Genomic DNA, 16157 nt, shown 5'->3' on the forward strand with positions numbered 1-16157 from the left:
TCCGAGCCCAAGGGTCGGGAATCATCGATCCAAGGTCATGAGTGTCAGCGTCAAGCCCCGGCTCGCTGGCCGGCAACCCTCGCGGAAGCGGGTGGGGTGCTCCGGGTGAAGACCTGGTCCGACACCCCGTCGGGCAAGCCACTTCCACGACATGCGGAGGCACCATGAAGAGCAAGGGATCGGCGGAACCGCTGTGGCGAGACCCAGCGGCGACATTCCGTGCCCGGCTACATGTTGATCTTGCTCGGACGGCCAGTGCCGTCTGTTGTTGTCGAATGCGCTGACCCGGCCATCGACAACCCGCCGACGCCGCGCCCGCACGACGAGCGCGGTTGATCGGCTTTCTTCGAGGATCACCAATGTCTGATCAGGATTCGACCATTCCCGCTGTTCCCATTGTTCCCACCATCCCAACCCTGGTCCGCCACGCGCGGATCATCGCGGCGACGCCCCGGCTGTGGCACTCCGCGGTCACCTTCGATCCGGATTCCCGGTTCCGCACCCACCTGCATTCCGCGCCCGAGTACGAGGCGTGGCTGCAGACCTGGCTGCCCGGCCAGTCGACCGACTGGCATGATCACGGCGCCGGCAGCGGCGTGCTGGTCGTGCTGCAGGGCCGGCTGCTGGAGCACCTGGCCTGGGACGACCCGACCCGCCCGGCCCAGATCGACCCGGAGCCGCTGACCCATGACGCCGGCCGGCCGGCCGAGTTCGGCCCGTTCCACATTCACCGGCTGGTGAACAGCTCGCCCGACCCGGCGATCAGCCTGCACCTGTATCCGCCCACGGTGGTCGAGGCCCGGCACTACGCCCGGTACGGCGATCTGCTCGACTCGGTCGACACCAGGCTGATCGGGGCACCCCGGTGAGCACCCTGATCGCGGGTGCGGTCGACCAGCTGGTTCCACGGCTGCCGGCGCTCAGCCCGACCGAGGCCCGGCACGCCTGGGACGCGGGCGCGACGGTGATCGACCTCCGCTCCCCCGGCGAACGGCTCCGGGACGGCGACCTGGCCGGGGCGCTCCGGCTCTCTCCCGACCAGCTCGCCGATCTCGACCTGTCCGACGAGACCACGGTGATCTTGGTCTGTGGAGCCGGCGACCGGTCCGATCGACTGGCCGGCATCCTGCACCGGCGCGGCTTCGGCAACGTGACCTGGGTCGGCGGCGGCTACCGGGCCTGGCTGGAAGCGATCTGGCGGCAGTGGTCGGAGATGTTGGTCTGCGATCCGGGCACCCCGGCGGCGCGGTTCGCCCGGTTGATCACTCACCGGACCGGCGTGCCGGTTCCTCGTCGTGATCACGAGGGCGCTGCCCACGCGGCCGGTTGACCAACCGCCGCAGCAACCACTCGGCCGGTCCCGGTCGGTCCAGCCGGTGCAGGATGTTGGCCAGCACCGCCGCGACGAGCCAGGCGACGATCGCGATCACTGCCGCCCCGGCCGGCCCGACCCGGGCCCCGAAGCCGAGGAAGGCGGTCGAGGAGATGAAGATCAACGCCGCCTCCATCACGATGTAGCAGGTCAGTGAGCGCTGCCCGATCGCCGTGAGTGGTCGGGTCCAGTGCGCCGTGGGCGGCACCCGGCCGCCGATGAGGCCGAAGATCGCCGCGTACGCGAAGCCGCCGGCGAGGCCGCTGAGCACGTGGACGGCCTGGGCCCACCAGCCGTGCCCCGCGGTCAGCATCCCGGCGTTGCTCAGAGCCAGCGGCACCGCGCCGAAGATCGAGATCGGCAGCCCGACGGTGACGATTCGGCGCAGCAAGATCAGATTGCGCTCCGGCTCCTCCAGCAGCCGGCGCCGCCCGGCCCAGACGCCGACCAGCACGGCCAGCGCCACCGGGAACAGTGCGGTGTTGATGATCACCGACATCAGCCAGCTGACCACCCGGAAGGCCAGGTCGGCCGGCGCGTAGCCGAGGTGGCCGATCGCCATCATTTGATCCTGCTCGCCCGGCCCGGCCGACAGCATGAAGCCGAGGGCGATCGAGGCGAGCACCGCGACGCCGGCCAAGATCATGATCATCTTCCGCAGTGCCCGGTCGTCCCGGATCAGCACGCCGGCCAGCAGCACGGTGATCAGGCCGTACGCCCCGAGGATCTCGACCGGCGTGACCAGGATCGCCATCCCGAGACCGAACACCAACATCCACCAACCCCGGCTGCGGACCCGGGCCCGGATCTCGGTCTCCGGTTCGCCGCGCCGTCGCCGGCTCTCGATCACCAGCACCAGCCCGTATCCGAGCAGGGCGGCGAACAACGGATAGGAGCGGCTGAAGACGAACACCGTCATGCCGAGATTGACCAGCTGGTCGGCCAGGCTCGCCGCCGGTGGCAGTCGTTCATCGAAGGTCACCGGCTCCGGGCCGGTGATCAACAGTGGGGCGTGGGCCAGCGCGATCAACAACAGCATGAAGCCCCGGGCCAGATCCGGGGCGAGCATCCGCGCAGTGCCAGGTCGGGCAAGAGTGTCGGGCATGACGACGAGTCCACCAGCCGCCGGGTCCGAAGGCGAGACGCCGATCGGCCAGAACGGCTGGACGATCGGCCAGAGTGTGCGCCCCAGCCCGGCCGGGGGACTTCTTCCGGTCGGCCGATGAGTTCTCGCCGGGACGGGAGTCGAAGGAGGGGAGAGCACGGAACCCGGATCAGAGGAGAATGATCATGTTCGAGCAGACGATCGGCCTTGAGGTGCACCACCAGCAGCGAGCCGAGCTGGCGGCCATCGCGGAACAGGATCGGCTCGGCCGACGGCTGCTGCGGGAGCGGAAGGCGGCCCGGCGGCGGGCTCGGCGGATCGAGCGCCGGCGGCAGCTGTGGCCGAGCACTGCGACCAACCGCCCGGCCTTCTCGTGACCCGATGATCACCGGGCGGCACGTCAGCGGCCGATCGAGCTCTCCCGGAGCCGCAGGGTCCAGGGGACGGCGACGGACTCGGCCGGTCGGTCGGGGTCGGCGATCCGGGCCTGGAGCAGGCGCAGGGTCTGCTCGGCGAGTAGGTCGAGGTCGGCGGCGACGGTGGTCAGGGTCGGGTTGCTGAAGCGGCCCTCGGCGATGTCGTCGAAGCCGGCGATCGCGATCCGGTCGGGCACGGCGACTCCGGCCTCGACGCAGGCGCGGATCGCGCCGATCGCCATCAGATCGTTGAAACAGAACACGGCGTCCGGCGGCTCGGGCAGCGCCAGCAGCTGCTCCATCGCCGCCTTCCCGTCGGCCCGGTCATAGCGCGCGACGCCGATCACCAACTCCGGCCGGTACGGCAGCCCGGCGGCCTCCAGGGCCCGCCGATAACCCTCCAGCCGGACCGAGGCCGTGCCGGCCACCGACTCCCGGCCGATCGCGGCGATCCGGGACCGGCCGAGGGAGATCAGATGGTCGGTCATGGCCAGTGACGCGGTGACCGAATCGACCGCGACGTGGTCGTAGCCGGGCGGCACGGCCCGCTCACCGAGCAGCACCATCGGCACGTCGTCGGCGCGGGCCGCGATGTCCTCCGGGCCGACCGCCAGGGGCGAGAAGATCACGCCGTCGATCACGTGTGATCGCATCCCGTTCAGCACCACCTGCTCGGCCGCCGGATCGGCGCCGGTGGCGTCCAGCAGCAGCAGATAGCCGAGCCGGGACGCCGCCGCGCTGAACCGGGCGCCGAGCTCGGCGAAGTACGGCGAATCCAGCTGGGGCAGGGCGAGGGCGAGGAAGCCGGCCCGGCCGTGCTTGAGCTGCCGGGCGCTCACGTTGGGCTGATAGCGCAACTGCTCGATCGCCGCCCGCACCTTGGCCCGGGTCTGCGGGCTGACGTGCACGTACTCGTTGACCACATTCGACGCGGTCTTGACGCTGACCCCGGCCAGCGCCGCCACGTCCTTCAACCGCGCAACCACGCCGCCATCCTCCTCGCAAACCCCCACTTGTCAGAACCAGGGGACGCTCTAGCGTGCCCTAGTTCTGACAGGTCGGGGTTTTCAGCCCTTGATGCCGCTGGTGGCCACTCCCTCGATCACGTACCGCTGGACGAACGCGTACAAGATCAACACCGGGATCGCGGCCACCGTGGCGCCGGCCATCACGACCGGATAGTCGACCGCGAACGCACCGCGCAGGCTGGACAGGCCGGCCGGCAGGGTGAGCCGTTCCGGCGAGAACAGGACGAAGATCGGCCAGACGAAGTCGTTCCAGTTGCCCAGGAACGAGAGCACCCCCAGGGTGACCAGCGCCGGCTTGGAGATCGGGATCACGATCCGGGTCAGGATGGTCCAGGTGTTCGCGCCGTCGATCAGCGCCGTCTCCTCCAGCTCCCGCGGAATGGAGAGGAAGAACTGGCGCAGGAAGAACACCCCGAACGCGCCGGCGGCGCCGGGCACGACCAGGGCGAAGATCGTGTCCAGCCAGCCGAGCTGGTACATCAGCAGATAGTTCGGCATCAGGAAGATGAAGCCGGGCACGAACATGGTGCCGATCAGCACGCCGAAGATCAGGTTCCGGCCGCGGAACTTCATCCGGGCCAAGGCGTACGCGGCCATCGCCGAGATCGCCAGCACCAGCAGCGCGTGCAGGGTGGCGGCGACGAGGGAGTTGACGGCCCAGAGCAGCACCGGATTCTGGGCCTGGCCGAAGATGATCCCGAACGCCCGGAAGGTGATCTCGTCCGGCACCAGCGAGATCGGGATCCGCCGGGCGTCGGCCTGACTGCGGAACGAGGTCAGGAACATCCACAGGATCGGCGCGACGAAGATCACCGACAGCAACACGATGCCGACCCAGAAGCCGGGTCCGTTGCGGTCCCGGCGGAACGCCTTGCGGTGGGTCCTGGTCGGCCGGCTCCGGCGTGGCGCCTCGGGCTCGACGGTGGTGGTCATGACTTACGCTCCCTCATCGCGAAGAAGTTGATGATCGAGACGATCGCCAGGCAGACCGCCAGCACGTAGCTCATCGCCGACGCCGTGCCCATCTTGAAGCCGCGCAGGCCCTCCTCGGTCATCACCATGATCGCGGTCCGGGTGCTGTCACCGGGGCCGCCGTTGGTGACCAGATAGGACTGGCCGAACATGTTGGCGCTGGCCAGGATCGTCATGGTCACGATGAACACCAGCACCATCCGCAACCCCGGCAGGGTGATGTGGATCAGCTTGCCCCAGCCGCCGGCGCCGTCGATCTCGGCCGCTTCGTACTGCTCGCTCGGGATGCTCTGGATGCCGGCCAGGTAGATCACCGTGTTGAACCCGAGGGTCCACCAGACCGTCATCCCGACCAGGGCGACCCAGGCCGCCGGCTGGGTCTGGGTCCAACCGATCGGCTGGTACGACCCCAGCGGCAGGAACAGGTCGAAGAACCGGTGGAACAGCTCGATCACGGCGTTGATCAAGCCGAAGTCGGTCTCCAGCAGGTAGTTGAACAGTACGCCGATCACCGCGATGCCGAGCACGAACGGGGCGAAGATCATCGCCCGGAAAAACGTCCGGGCCGGGAAGCGGCGGTTCAGCAGCAGGGCGACCCCGAGCGGGATGACGACCAGGAACGGCACGCTGGCCACGGTGAAGATCGCCGTGTTCTGCATCCCGATCCAGAAGTTCTCCGAGATCACCGACTCCGGGTCGAACAGATCCAGATAGTTCTGCATCCCGACGAACGGTTTCGCCTCCAGCAGGAAATCCCAGTCGTGCAGGCTGATCCAGATGCCGAAGATCGCGGGCCCGACCACGAACGTGAGCAGCAAGATCACGTACGGAGCACAGAGCGCATAGGGCGTCAGCGGGTGATGCAGCCGAAGCCCTCGGCGTCGCTTGGCGGGCGAACCGTCGACCGTCCGGGACGCAGCCTGCTCCTGGACGGTCGCGCTCATCGGCCGTACTTCTTGCGGTTGGTCTCGAGGACCTTGTTGCCCTTCTCCGCGGCCTTGCCGAGGACATCGGCGATCGGCTGGTTGCCGGTCATGGCCGCGTTGACCCCGGTGGTCCACTCGCCCATCACGTCGCCCACGCCGGGGATCGGCGGAGTGAACTTGATGTAGTCGAGCTGCTTGGCGAACTCCACCACGGCGGTCTTCTCCTGGAATTCGGGCAGCTCGCGGACCGAGTTCCGGGCCGGGACCATGCCGGCATCGGCCCAGCCGAGCGACTGCTGGGTGATCCAGTTGACGAAGAAGCGGGACGCCTTGGCCTTGTTCTCGTCGGGCTTGGTCTGCCGCGGCAGCACGAACTGGTGCGAGCCGGCCCAGGTGGCCTGGGTGGTGCCGATCTGCGGCACCGGCGCGCAACCCCACTTCAGCTTCTTGTTCTCGTTCAGCGGCGTGGTCATCCACGGACCGTTGATCATGAACGCGCCCTTGTCGCTGTTCAGCGACACCTGATCACCGTCGCCGGCGGCGTTCTTCGGGCTGTAGCCCTTGTCGATCAAGCCCTTGAGCCAGGTGATCGCCTTGACCGCCGGCTCGTCGGCGAAGCCGACCGCCGAACCGTCGTCGGCGACCATGAAGCCGCCGTACTGGTAGACGAAGGTCTGGGCCAGCAGGCCGGCCGCGCTCTGCGCCGACACCCAGAATCCCTGAATTCCCTTGGACTTGCACTGCTCCAAGATCGTCATGAATTCTTCTTCGTTGGTCGGCGGCTTCTCCGGATCGGCGCCGACCTTCTCCAGCACGGTCTTGTTGTAGTAAAGGCCGGCCGGGTGGATGTCCAGCGGGATCCCGTACCGCTTGCCGTCGTAGAGCCCGCCGTTCCAGGCGATCGTCGCGAAGTCGGCCTCGGTCAGCTTCAGCGCGGTCGCGACGTCGTCCAGCGGCTGGATCACATTCCGGGCGGCGTTGGTGGCCAGGTCGTCGGCGTGCATGATCCCGACGTCCGGGCCCTTGCCGCTGCTCACCGCGGCCGGCAACTTCTGGAAGTACTCGGCCCACTCGATCGAGGTGGTGGTGATCTTGATGTTCGGGTTGGCCTTGGTGAACTGGTCGGTGAGCTTGCGCATGATCGGCCCGTCGCCACCGGTCAAACCGTTCCAGTACGCCAGCGTCACCGGCGGGCCGTCATAGCCACTGGCGCCGCCGTCACCGCTCGGTGCCACCTGTTGGCCCGGGGTGCCGGCCGAGCCGGGGCCGCAGGCCGTCAGCGCCAGGCCGCCGGCGACGCCGAGCGCACCGCCGAGCAGTCCCCGCCGACTGATCGACCGTGTCCCTGCGGAGCCGAATGGATTGACCTTCGTCATGTCTTCCTCCTTGAAGCTGCGAAATCTCCCGACGCTCACCGGCACCGGGCTGCGGGTTTCGACGGCAGCGAACCAGCCGGTCCCTTCATCGGGCGCGGTGGATTCGGTCACTCGGTTACAACGATTACTCGGGGACGATACCGGTGCACTCCAGAACCTGCAACGGCCCCGGACAACTTCTTTACAACGGTTAACAAGTGCTGTGAGAATGCGGTTCGAGCGGCCGTTGAGCCCCGTCCCATCGAGGGAGGCCGTGGCCAGCGACAGGGATGTCGAATGCCGGCCGGTGCGTCGAGCGCCGGACGACGGAGGAGGAACGGTGACCGAACAGCAGCAAGCCGGAACAGCTTCGACCGAGCGTGGCGCGGCCCGCATGAAGGTCGATCCGGACTTCCGGGTCGGGCCGTTGAACCGGCGCATCTTCGGCTCGTTCGTCGAGCACCTGGGCCGGTGCGTCTACACCGGCATCTACGAGCCCGAGCACCCGACCGCCGACGAGTACGGCTTCCGGGCCGACGTCGCCGAGCTGGTGCGTGAGCTCGGCCCGACGATCATCCGTTACCCCGGCGGCAACTTCGTATCCAACTACCAGTGGGAGGACGGGATCGGCCCGCGGTCGGAGCGGCCGGTGCGGCTCGACCTGGCCTGGAAGACGATCGAGACCAACCAGGTCGGCACCGACGAGTTCCTGCAGTGGTGCGAGCGACTTGATCTTGAACCCATGATGGCGGTCAACCTGGGCACCCGGGGGATCACCGAGGCCAGCGATCTGTTGCAGTACACGAATGCCGAGACCGGCATCGAGCTGGCCGACCGGCGGGCGAAGAACGGACACACCGACCCGTACGGGGTCAAGGTCTGGTGTCTCGGCAACGAGATGGACGGGCCGTGGCAGATGGGCTTCAAGACCCCGGAGGAGTACGGCCGGCTGGCCGAGGAGACCGCCCGGGCGATGAAGCGGTTCGATGAGAACCTCGAGCTGGTCGCCTGCGGTTCCAGCAACCGGTCGATGCCGACCTTCGGCACCTGGGAACGGGTCGTGCTGGATCGCTGCTTCGACCTGGTCGAGCACATCTCGGCCCACGCCTACTACGAGCCGATCGACGGTGATCATGACTCGTTCCTGGCCAGTGCCGAGGACATGGACCGCTTCATCTCCTCCGTCGTCGCGACGGCTGATCATGTCGCGGCGGCCAAGGGCTCGAGCAAGAAGATCATGGTCAGCTTCGACGAGTGGAACGTCTGGTTCCAGAAGCGCTGGGCGGGCGAGAAGAAGCTCGAGATCCGGGAGACCTCGGCGCTGATCGAGGACGTCTACGACGTCGAGGACGCGGTGGTCATCGGCAGCCTGCTGATCGAGCTGATGCGGCACACCGACCGGGTCTCGATCGCCTGCCAGGCCCAGCTGGTCAACGTGATCGCGCCGATCCTGACCGCTCCCGGCGGCGCGGCCTGGCGGCAGACGATCTTCCACCCGTTCGCCCTGACCGCGAAGCACGCGCACGGCACCGTGCTGCAGCCGGCGATCAGCGGCCCGGGCATCGACACCGCGCGGTACGGCGAGGTCAGCGCCCTGCACGCCACCACCGTGTGGAACGCCGAGGCGGGGGAGCTGGTGATCTTCGCCGCCAACCGCGATCGGGCCACCGAGCTGGACCTGACGGTGGATCTGGCCGGCTTCGATGAGCTTCGGATCATCGAGCACGTGCACATCGCCGACGACGACCGCCGCGCCTTCAACTCGCCCGAGCAACCGGACCGGATCGTCCCGAAGCCGGGCGTCTCGACCCTGACCGACGGGCGGCTGACCGGCGTCCTGCCGGCCGCCTCCTGGCACTGCATCCGCATCGCCACCAGCTCACGCTCCGAGGACTGACCTCACCCCTTTCAACGACGAGGAGATCAATGATGATCAGACCCCGACCGCCCCACGCTCTGCGTACCCTCCTGATCATGGTCGCCGCGGCGGCCGTGATCGCCGGGCTCGCCCTGGCCGGCCCGGCCGCGGCGGACCAGGCCAAGCCCGGCCGCTTCACGAACGCGATCAGCGACAGCTTCGCCGACACCTTCGCCGATCCGTCGGTGATCTTGGGCAAGGACGGCTGGTGGTACGCGTACTCGACCGCCGACCCGCTCCGCTCCGGCGACCCGTCCGGGATCATGCACATCGCCCGGACCAAGGACTGGATCACCTGGGAATACCAGGGCACGGTCTTCGACGCGTCGAACCGGCCCTCCTGGGCGGCGCCGAACTCCTTCTTGTGGGCGCCGGATATCCGTTATATCCAAGGCAAGTACGTGCTCTACTACACGGTGATCGACACCCTGCTGAACCCGGGCGAGGACGAGGCGATCGGGGTCGCCACGGCGCCGACGCCGACCGGACCGTGGACGCCGACCGACGCGCCGGTGATCGCGCCGCGGGCGAGTGGCGGCACGTTCCTCGGCACCATCGACCCGGCCGGCTTCACCGACGTCAACGGTGACTCCTACCTCTACTTCGGCGGCTACCACGGCGGCATCTGGGCCAGCAAGGTCAGCGCCGACGGCCTGACCGCGACCGGCGAGCTGACCCAGGTCGCCATCGACAACCGGTACGAGGGCGGCTATGTGATCCGCCGCGACGGCTGGTACTACCTGATGGCGTCGTCGGCCAACTGCTGCGCCGGCCCGACCACCGGCTACACGGTCTTCGCCGGCCGGTCCAAGAGTCCGCTCGGCCCGTTCGTCGATGCCGACGGGATCCCGCTGCTGGCCTCCGCGGTCGGTGGCACCACGGTGATCACCCAGAACGGCAACCGCTGGATCGGCACCGGTCACCATGCGATCGCCACCGACGCCGAGGGCCGCGACTTCATCGTCTACCACGCGATCGACCGCAACGAGCCCTGGCTGAACCAGCCGTTCGGGATCAACCGCCGGCCGATGCTGCTGGACCGGATCGACTGGATCGACGGCTGGCCGCGGACGCGGGCCGGAGCCGGCCCCAGCGACAGCCCGCAGCCGGCGCCGGTCACCGGCTCGGCGCTCGGCATCATCGCCGACGATCCGGCCGCCCGTGGCTTCACCGGTCTGCAGCCCGGGCCCGCCGATGATCAGGCCGGCAAGACCGCCCTGGTCGACGGCGACGCCCGGTCCAAGGCTCCGGCGCCGGGCAACCGGGCGCGGGTGCGACTGGACGTCCGCGCCGACCAGGCGCTGACGATCACGCTCGGCTCCGGCCGGCAGCAGGTGACCGCCACCGTCGACCCGGCCGAGCAGCAGTTGCACGTCACCGCCGGACCGCAGTCGATCGAGGGCTCCGCCGCGCTGAAGCCGACGCCCGGTTGGCAGTCGGTGATCATCGAGGTCGACCGGAGCCGGGTCACGGTGTCGGTGGGGGACTCCGATCTCGCCGATCCCAGCGCCGAGGTGCGGCTCGACGTGCCCGGACTGCGGCTGCGCTCGGCTCCGCTGAGCCTGAGCGGCGACGGCGCCGTGATCGACAACCTGTCGGTCCGGTCGATCGCGGTGCAGGCCCGGGAGACCGTGCCGACGCCGGGGACCGGCAAGCTGCTCTGGGCCGACGAGTTCGACAACGGTGACCTGACCGGCTGGAACTGGCTCCGCGAGGATCCGGCGGCCGAGGTCGCCGACGGCGAGTTCACCTGGCCGCTGCAGGCCGGCGACCTGGTCGGGACGGCCAACACCGCCGGCGCGCTGCTGCGCACCCCGCCGAAGGGGTCCTGGATCGTGGAGACCAAGGTCGAGCTCGATCTCGGCGCCGACACGGTCCGCAACTATCAGCAGGCCGGCCTGGTGATCTATCGGGGCGACAACGATCTGGCCCGGCTGTGCAGCGTGGCGATCTGGAACACCCGGCAGGTCGAGTACGGCCGGGAGTTGGTGGGCGACGCTGCCGGCCGGCTGTCGTACGGCGCGGCCATGATCGGCACGCCGGCGAAGGAAACCTGGTTCCGGGTCGCCTACCACCGGGGCGCCAAGGGCGAGCACCACTACCGGGCGGCGAGCTCGCGCGACGGTGAGCACTGGACCTGGGGTGCCACCTGGGTGCTGCCGGCCGGCGAGGCACCGAAGATCGGCCTGGTCGCCCACGGCGGCGCCAGCCCGGCCACCGTCGCCTCGTTCGACTACCTGAGGTTCTATGCCGTGCGGTAGAGCGCCGATCGCTCTCCCGGCCATGATCATCGCCCTGGTGGTGATCATGGCCGGGTGCACGGCCCCTGTCGATCCAGTCCCCGAAGGAGCCGAGGAATCACCCATGGGATTCACCAATCCGGTCTACGCCAGCAACTTCCCGGATCCGTTGATCATCACCGGCCCAGATGGTGCGCCGACCGAGGACGGCCGCTACTGGGCGTACGCGACCAACGGCAACGGGGCCAACGTGCAGACCCTGACCAGCACCGACCTGGTCAGCTGGGAGCAGGGGCCGGACGCACTGCCGCAACTGCCGGACTGGAGCAGCTCGGGCAAGGTCTGGGCGCCGGAGGTGATCAGGCATCCCGACGGCCGCTACCTGATGTATTACACGACCCGGGCGCCGGACCCGTCGATCCAGTGCGTCGGCCTGGCGATCGGCGACGCCCCCGGCGGGCCGTTCGTCGATGATCATGACGGGCCGCTGATCTGCGAGACCGATCAGGGCGGTAGCATCGACGCGCATCCCTACGTCGACAGCGACGGGAATCGCTACCTGTACTGGAAGAACGACGGCAATCACGTCGGCGTCGACAGCTACATCTCGGTGCAGCGACTGAGCGCGGACGGCACCGAGCTGGTCGGGGAGCCGAAGCAGTTGTTCAAGCAGGACCAGCCGTGGGAGGGACCGCTGGTCGAGGGGCCGTTCCTCTGGGAGCGGGACGGGACCTACTACCTGTTCTACTCCGGCAACGGCTTCACCTCCCCGGACTACGCCGTCGGCTACGCCACCGCCGACAACCCGCTCGGCCCGTTCACCAAGCACCCGGACCCGATCCTGACCGCCAACGACGTCGCCGCCGGACCGGGCCACAACGCCCTGTTCGAAAAGGACGGACGGGTCTGGACCGTCTATCACGGCTGGGCCCCGGACGCGGTCGGCGAGTCGATCCCCGGCCGGATGATGTGGCTGAGCGAGGTGATCTTCGGCGCCGACGGCAGCGTCTCCATCGAGCCGCCCCAGCTCGACTACCCGACGAAACCCTGAGTCGTGTTTCGTTCCCTGAGCCTGTCGAAGGGCAGGCCACATCAGCCGGGCCCTTCGACAAGCTCAGGGAACGAACACCCAAGACGTCCCCTTCGAACTGACCGCTACTGCGAGGAGATGATCATGCGAATCCGTACCGCCATCGTTGCCGCTGGCGCCGCACTGTGCCTGGCGCTCACCACCCTGCCCGCCACCCCGGCCTTCGCCGCCGGAACCGTCGCACCGCAGATCCAGATCAACCGTGACTTCCCCGACCCCGACATCGTCGCCGACGGCAACACCTGGCACGCGTACTCCACCAGTGCCGGCGGCATCGGCACCGTCCCGCACGCCTCCGCGCCGAGCCCGACCGGGCCGTGGACGGTCGTCGGTGACGCGCTTGATCACAAGCCGGCCTGGGCCCGGGACAACCACGGCTTCTGGGCGCCGGACGTCTCCCGCCGCCCGGACGGCAGTTGGCTGATGTACTTCACCGCCAGGCACGACGCCAACGGCCGGATGTGCCTCGGCGCGGCCACCGCGGCGACGCCGAATGGCCCGTTCATCCCCACCAGCGAGAACACCCCACTGGTCTGCAACGCCGGCGAGGGCGGCGACATCGACCCGTCCAGTTTCGTCGACAGCGACGGGAAGCGTTACCTGCTGTACAAGAACGACGGCAACGCGGTCAGCCAGCCTTCGATCCTGTGGCTGCAGGAGGTCGACGCGACCGGGATCGGCTTCATCGGCGGCCGGACCGAGCTGCTGCGCAACAGCGCCCCGAGTGATCAAGGAGTGATCGAGGCGCCGACGCTGGTCAAGCGTCCCGAGGGCTATGTCCTCTTCTTCTCCGCCGGGGTCTACTCACAGGGGACCTACCACACCAGCTATGCCCGATCGGCCACCCTGCGCGGCAGTTACGGCCGGGCGTTCCGACCGTTGATCACCACCGAGACGGTCGACGGAGCGGTGAACGGACCGGGCGGCCAGGACGTGATCGGCAACCGGATCTGGTTCCACGGTCACCTCGCGGCCGGCGGTCGCGGGATGTACACGGCCGAGGTCGGCTGGTTCGGCGGCAATCCGGTGGTCCGCGGCTCCCGGGTCCGCTACGAGGCCGAGCGGGGGACGTTGAACGACTGCGTCGTCCGGGCCACCTCGAGCGCGTCGCAGGGCGAGGTGGTGGCCAAGATCGACAACCCGACCTCCTGGGTGCAGAACACCGTGCACGTGCCGACCACCGGTGACTACACGCTGCACATCTTCTATGCCGCCGGGTTCGGTGACGCTGAGCATGCGTTGTCGATCAACGGCGGAGCCCCGGTCACCGTGAGCTATCCCAACCGTGGTTGGGAGAACTGGACCGAGGTCGCGGTCGACGTACGTCTCAACGCCGGCGCCAACACGATCCGGCTGACCCACCAATCCCGCTGGGCCGAGATCGACCACCTCGAAGTCGCCTGACCCGACCTTCAGCCGACTTGTCAGAACTGAGTTGCCCCAGGAGGCAACTCAGTTCTGACAGGTCAGCGGGGGAGGGTGGAGCTGTCGATCACGAACCGGAAGCGGACGTCGGAGGCGAGCACCCGGTCCCAGGCCTCGTTGATCTGATCGGCCGCGATGAGCTCGACCTCGGGGGCGATGCCGTGCTCGGCACAGAAGTCGAGCATCTCCTGCGTCTCCCGGATGCCGCCGATCGATGATCCGGCGAAGGAGCGACGGTTGTTGAACAGGGAGAACACCTGGATCGGCAGCGGCTCGGGCGGGGCGCCGACATTGATCATGGTCGCGTCCAGCGCAAGCATCCCCAGGAAGGCGCCGGTGTCGAGCGGTGCGCTGACCGTGTTGAGGATCAGATCGAACGAGTTCGCCAGCTTCTCGAAGGTGGCCGGATCGCTGGTGGCGTAGTAGTGGTCCGCGCCCAACGCGAGCCCGTCGTCTTTCTTGCGCAGGCTTTGCGACAGGACCGTGACCTCCGCGCCGAGCGCGTGGGCGATCTTGACGCCCATGTGCCCGAGCCCGCCGAGGCCGACGACTGCGACGTTCTTGCCGGGACCGGCACCCCAGTGCCGCAACGGCGAATAGGTGGTGATCCCGGCGCAGAGCAGCGGGGCGGCCTTCTCGAACGGGATCGCCTCGGGCACCCGCAGCACGAAGTCCTCGTCGACGACGACGTGGCTGGAATAGCCGCCCTGGGTGATCGTTCCGTCCCGGTCGCGGGCGCCGTAGGTGCCCACGTTTCCGTTCAGGCAGTACTGTTCCTGGCCGGCCTGGCAGTTTGCGCACTCGCGGCACGAGTTGACCATGCAGCCGACGCCGACCCGGTCGCCCGCCCGGTGCCGGGTGACCTCGGCCCCGACCTCGGTGACGATCCCGACGATCTCGTGACCGACCGTCAACGGATACGGCACCGCGCCCCATTCACCGCGGACCGTGTGGATGTCGGAATGACAGATCCCGGCCCAGGCGATCTCGATCAACACATCCTTCGGCCCGACCTCGCGACGCTCGATCGTGCCCGGCTCGAGCGGAGCATCGGCCGCGGCGGCGGTGTAGGCGGTGGCAACAGACATCGGAAGCTCCTGAAGTGAGGTGTTCTGGACCCGTCCGGCGGATCCTCGTCCACCCCTGAGATCGTACGGCTGCCTTGACGCTGCTTGTTCCGTCCCCTGAGCCTGTCGAAGGGCAAGCCAGACGGACCGTCAGGGAACGGAACCAGCAGCGAGGGCGGGCCCGGTGGAGGCGGCGAGTTCGAGGTGGCAGGGGATCAGTTGGGGTGGCGGGGGCTCGTGCCCCTCGATCACCTGGATCAGCGCTTGGACGCCGAGCCGACCGAGCTCGGGGCCGGGGGAGCGCATGATCGTGAGCTCCGGGTCGCTCAGGGCCGGCAGCTCTTTGGAGGCGACGAGCGGGAGGACGGAGATGTCGCCGGGGATGTCCCGGCCGCGCCGGCGGAGCTCGGAGACCAGGCCGAGCGAGGCGTACTCCTTCATGATCAACACTCCGGTGGTGTCCGGCTGATCATCCAGCAGGCGGCCGGCCAGCTCCCGGCCGGCGGCGGCCGTCGGTCCGCAACGCAGGATGGTCGGCTGGATCCCGCGGCTCTCCGCCTGGCCGGCGAACGCCTCCTCGGCCCGCACGTAGGGCCCGTAGTCGATCATGGACGGATCGGTCCGGTCGCCGGAGACGAGCACGATCCGGCGATGCCCGAGCTCGTGCAGATGGGTCAGGGCGTCCCGGATGGTGGCCTCGAAGTCGATGTCGACGTGCACGAACGGCGCCGGGTCGGCGGTCCGGCCGATCAGGGCGAACGGCACCCGGGAATCGGTCAGCGCGGCCACCCGCGGGTCGTCCAGCTGCACCTCCATCAGCAGCACCCCGTCGACCAGACCCTGGCCGAGCAGTTCGGTCAGCTCGGCGGCGTCGTTGCTGACCGGCCAGAGCACCAGGTGATGATCAAGCTTGGCCGCGGTCGCGGCCGCGCTGGTGAAGAACTCGAGCGAGGACGAGCTCAGGTCGTGGTCCAGCGCCGGATAGGCCATGGCCAGGATGTGGGTGCGACGACTGGCCAGTGCCCGGGCGACGGCGTTGCGGCGGAAACCGAGGTCGGCCATGGCCTGCTCGATCCGCTGCCGGGTGCCGGCCGAGACCGGCTTGGTGTCGTTGACCACGAAGGAGACCGTGGCGATGGACACGCCGGCCCGGTCCGCGACATCCCGCATGGTGACCATCCGTTCCCGTCCTCTCCGCTCCGATTCCACGGCCGCTGCCGATCCTTGACAGTGTCGAACTCGT

General features: G+C 68.7%; 14 protein-coding genes and 1 riboswitch. Of the genes, 7 read left to right on the plus strand and 7 right to left on the minus strand.

Annotated elements, in window-relative coordinates; genetic code table 11:
- The first annotated feature begins 33 nt into the window (after positions 1-33).
- Positions 34-146: riboswitch (SAM riboswitch) on the plus strand.
- A gap of 213 nt (positions 147-359) precedes the next feature.
- On the plus strand, positions 360-869 hold the full coding sequence (locus FNH24_RS26000) for a cysteine dioxygenase (protein ID WP_152365160.1): 510 nt from the start codon (positions 360-362) through the stop codon (positions 867-869).
- Positions 866-1330: a rhodanese-like domain-containing protein gene (locus FNH24_RS26005; RefSeq protein WP_152365161.1), complete on the plus strand. Its 465-nt coding sequence runs from the start codon at positions 866-868 to the stop codon at positions 1328-1330. The genes FNH24_RS26000 and FNH24_RS26005 overlap by 4 nt, the downstream gene beginning before the upstream one ends.
- On the opposite strand, the gene FNH24_RS26010 is transcribed toward FNH24_RS26005, so the two are convergent.
- Entirely contained in the window at positions 1263-2477 is a 1215-nt protein-coding gene (locus FNH24_RS26010) for a DUF418 domain-containing protein (RefSeq protein WP_152365162.1), read from the minus strand. The two genes, FNH24_RS26005 and FNH24_RS26010, sit on opposite strands and share 68 nt — an antisense overlap.
- Positions 2478-2662: 185 nt before the next feature.
- Between FNH24_RS26010 and FNH24_RS26015 the strand changes: the two genes are divergently transcribed.
- Positions 2663-2854, plus strand: coding sequence for a hypothetical protein (locus FNH24_RS26015; RefSeq protein ID WP_152365163.1), 192 nt, complete (start codon positions 2663-2665; stop codon positions 2852-2854).
- 23 nt (positions 2855-2877) lie between these two features.
- Here FNH24_RS26015 and FNH24_RS26020 read toward each other — a convergent pair whose 3' ends face one another.
- The 4 genes from FNH24_RS26020 to FNH24_RS26035 all read right to left on the minus strand — a co-directional run bounded on the left by FNH24_RS26020 (position 2878) and on the right by FNH24_RS26035 (position 7195).
- A complete protein-coding gene (locus FNH24_RS26020; RefSeq protein WP_152365164.1) occupies positions 2878-3879 on the minus strand; it encodes a LacI family DNA-binding transcriptional regulator in 1002 nt (333 codons plus the stop codon).
- 81 nt (positions 3880-3960) lie between these two features.
- Positions 3961-4854, minus strand: coding sequence for a carbohydrate ABC transporter permease (locus FNH24_RS26025; protein WP_152365165.1), 894 nt, complete (start codon positions 4852-4854; stop codon positions 3961-3963).
- Positions 4851-5837: a carbohydrate ABC transporter permease gene (locus tag FNH24_RS26030; RefSeq protein ID WP_152365166.1), complete on the minus strand. Its 987-nt coding sequence runs from the start codon at positions 5835-5837 to the stop codon at positions 4851-4853. Before FNH24_RS26030 ends, FNH24_RS26025 begins: the two co-directional genes overlap by 4 nt.
- Complete coding sequence (locus FNH24_RS26035) at positions 5834-7195, minus strand: ABC transporter substrate-binding protein (protein WP_152365167.1); 1362 nt, start codon at positions 7193-7195, stop codon at positions 5834-5836. Before FNH24_RS26035 ends, FNH24_RS26030 begins: the two co-directional genes overlap by 4 nt.
- 319 nt (positions 7196-7514) lie before the next feature.
- Between FNH24_RS26035 and arfA the strand changes: the two genes are divergently transcribed.
- The 4 genes from arfA (at position 7515) to FNH24_RS26055 (ending at position 13826) form a co-directional block, all read left to right on the plus strand.
- Complete coding sequence (arfA, locus tag FNH24_RS26040; protein WP_343031912.1) at positions 7515-9071, plus strand: arabinosylfuranosidase ArfA; 1557 nt, start codon at positions 7515-7517, stop codon at positions 9069-9071.
- A 32-nt stretch (positions 9072-9103) separates the two neighbouring features.
- A complete protein-coding gene (locus FNH24_RS26045) occupies positions 9104-11353 on the plus strand; it encodes a family 43 glycosylhydrolase (RefSeq protein WP_246187080.1) in 2250 nt (749 codons plus the stop codon).
- 103 nt (positions 11354-11456) lie between these two features.
- Positions 11457-12383, plus strand: coding sequence for a glycoside hydrolase family 43 protein (locus tag FNH24_RS26050; RefSeq protein ID WP_152365169.1), 927 nt, complete (start codon positions 11457-11459; stop codon positions 12381-12383).
- Between the two features lie 123 nt (positions 12384-12506).
- Positions 12507-13826, plus strand: a complete 1320-nt coding sequence (locus tag FNH24_RS26055) for a family 43 glycosylhydrolase (protein ID WP_152365170.1) — start codon at positions 12507-12509, stop codon at positions 13824-13826.
- A 62-nt stretch (positions 13827-13888) separates the two neighbouring features.
- Here FNH24_RS26055 and FNH24_RS26060 read toward each other — a convergent pair whose 3' ends face one another.
- Complete coding sequence (locus tag FNH24_RS26060; RefSeq protein ID WP_152365171.1) at positions 13889-14935, minus strand: NAD(P)-dependent alcohol dehydrogenase; 1047 nt, start codon at positions 14933-14935, stop codon at positions 13889-13891.
- A 129-nt stretch (positions 14936-15064) separates the two neighbouring features.
- Positions 15065-16093: a LacI family DNA-binding transcriptional regulator gene (locus tag FNH24_RS26065; RefSeq protein WP_152365172.1), complete on the minus strand. Its 1029-nt coding sequence runs from the start codon at positions 16091-16093 to the stop codon at positions 15065-15067.
- Between the last annotated feature and the right edge of the window lie 64 nt (positions 16094-16157).

Source organism: Microlunatus speluncae (assembly GCF_009299835.1).
GTDB classification, from domain to species: domain Bacteria; phylum Actinomycetota; class Actinomycetes; order Propionibacteriales; family Propionibacteriaceae; genus Microlunatus; species Microlunatus speluncae.

Bases quoted from the DNA above. Each gene is read 5' to 3' on its own strand.
- FNH24_RS26000 (WP_152365160.1), top strand. From the start codon at position 360: ATGTCTGATCAGGATTCGACCATTCCCGCTGTTCCCATTGTTCCCACC.
- FNH24_RS26010 (WP_152365162.1), bottom strand. From the start codon at position 2,477: ATGCCCGACACTCTTGCCCGACCTGGCACTGCGCGGATGCTCGCCCCG.
- FNH24_RS26015 (WP_152365163.1), top strand. From the start codon at position 2,663: ATGTTCGAGCAGACGATCGGCCTTGAGGTGCACCACCAGCAGCGAGCC.
- FNH24_RS26025 (WP_152365165.1), bottom strand. From the start codon at position 4,854: ATGACCACCACCGTCGAGCCCGAGGCGCCACGCCGGAGCCGGCCGACC.
- FNH24_RS26030 (WP_152365166.1), bottom strand. From the start codon at position 5,837: ATGAGCGCGACCGTCCAGGAGCAGGCTGCGTCCCGGACGGTCGACGGT.
- FNH24_RS26035 (WP_152365167.1), bottom strand. From the start codon at position 7,195: ATGACGAAGGTCAATCCATTCGGCTCCGCAGGGACACGGTCGATCAGT.
- FNH24_RS26045 (WP_246187080.1), top strand. From the start codon at position 9,104: ATGATCAGACCCCGACCGCCCCACGCTCTGCGTACCCTCCTGATCATG.
- FNH24_RS26050 (WP_152365169.1), top strand. From the start codon at position 11,457: ATGGGATTCACCAATCCGGTCTACGCCAGCAACTTCCCGGATCCGTTG.
- FNH24_RS26055 (WP_152365170.1), top strand. From the start codon at position 12,507: ATGCGAATCCGTACCGCCATCGTTGCCGCTGGCGCCGCACTGTGCCTG.
- FNH24_RS26060 (WP_152365171.1), bottom strand. From the start codon at position 14,935: ATGTCTGTTGCCACCGCCTACACCGCCGCCGCGGCCGATGCTCCGCTC.
- FNH24_RS26065 (WP_152365172.1), bottom strand. From the start codon at position 16,093: ATGGTCACCATGCGGGATGTCGCGGACCGGGCCGGCGTGTCCATCGCC.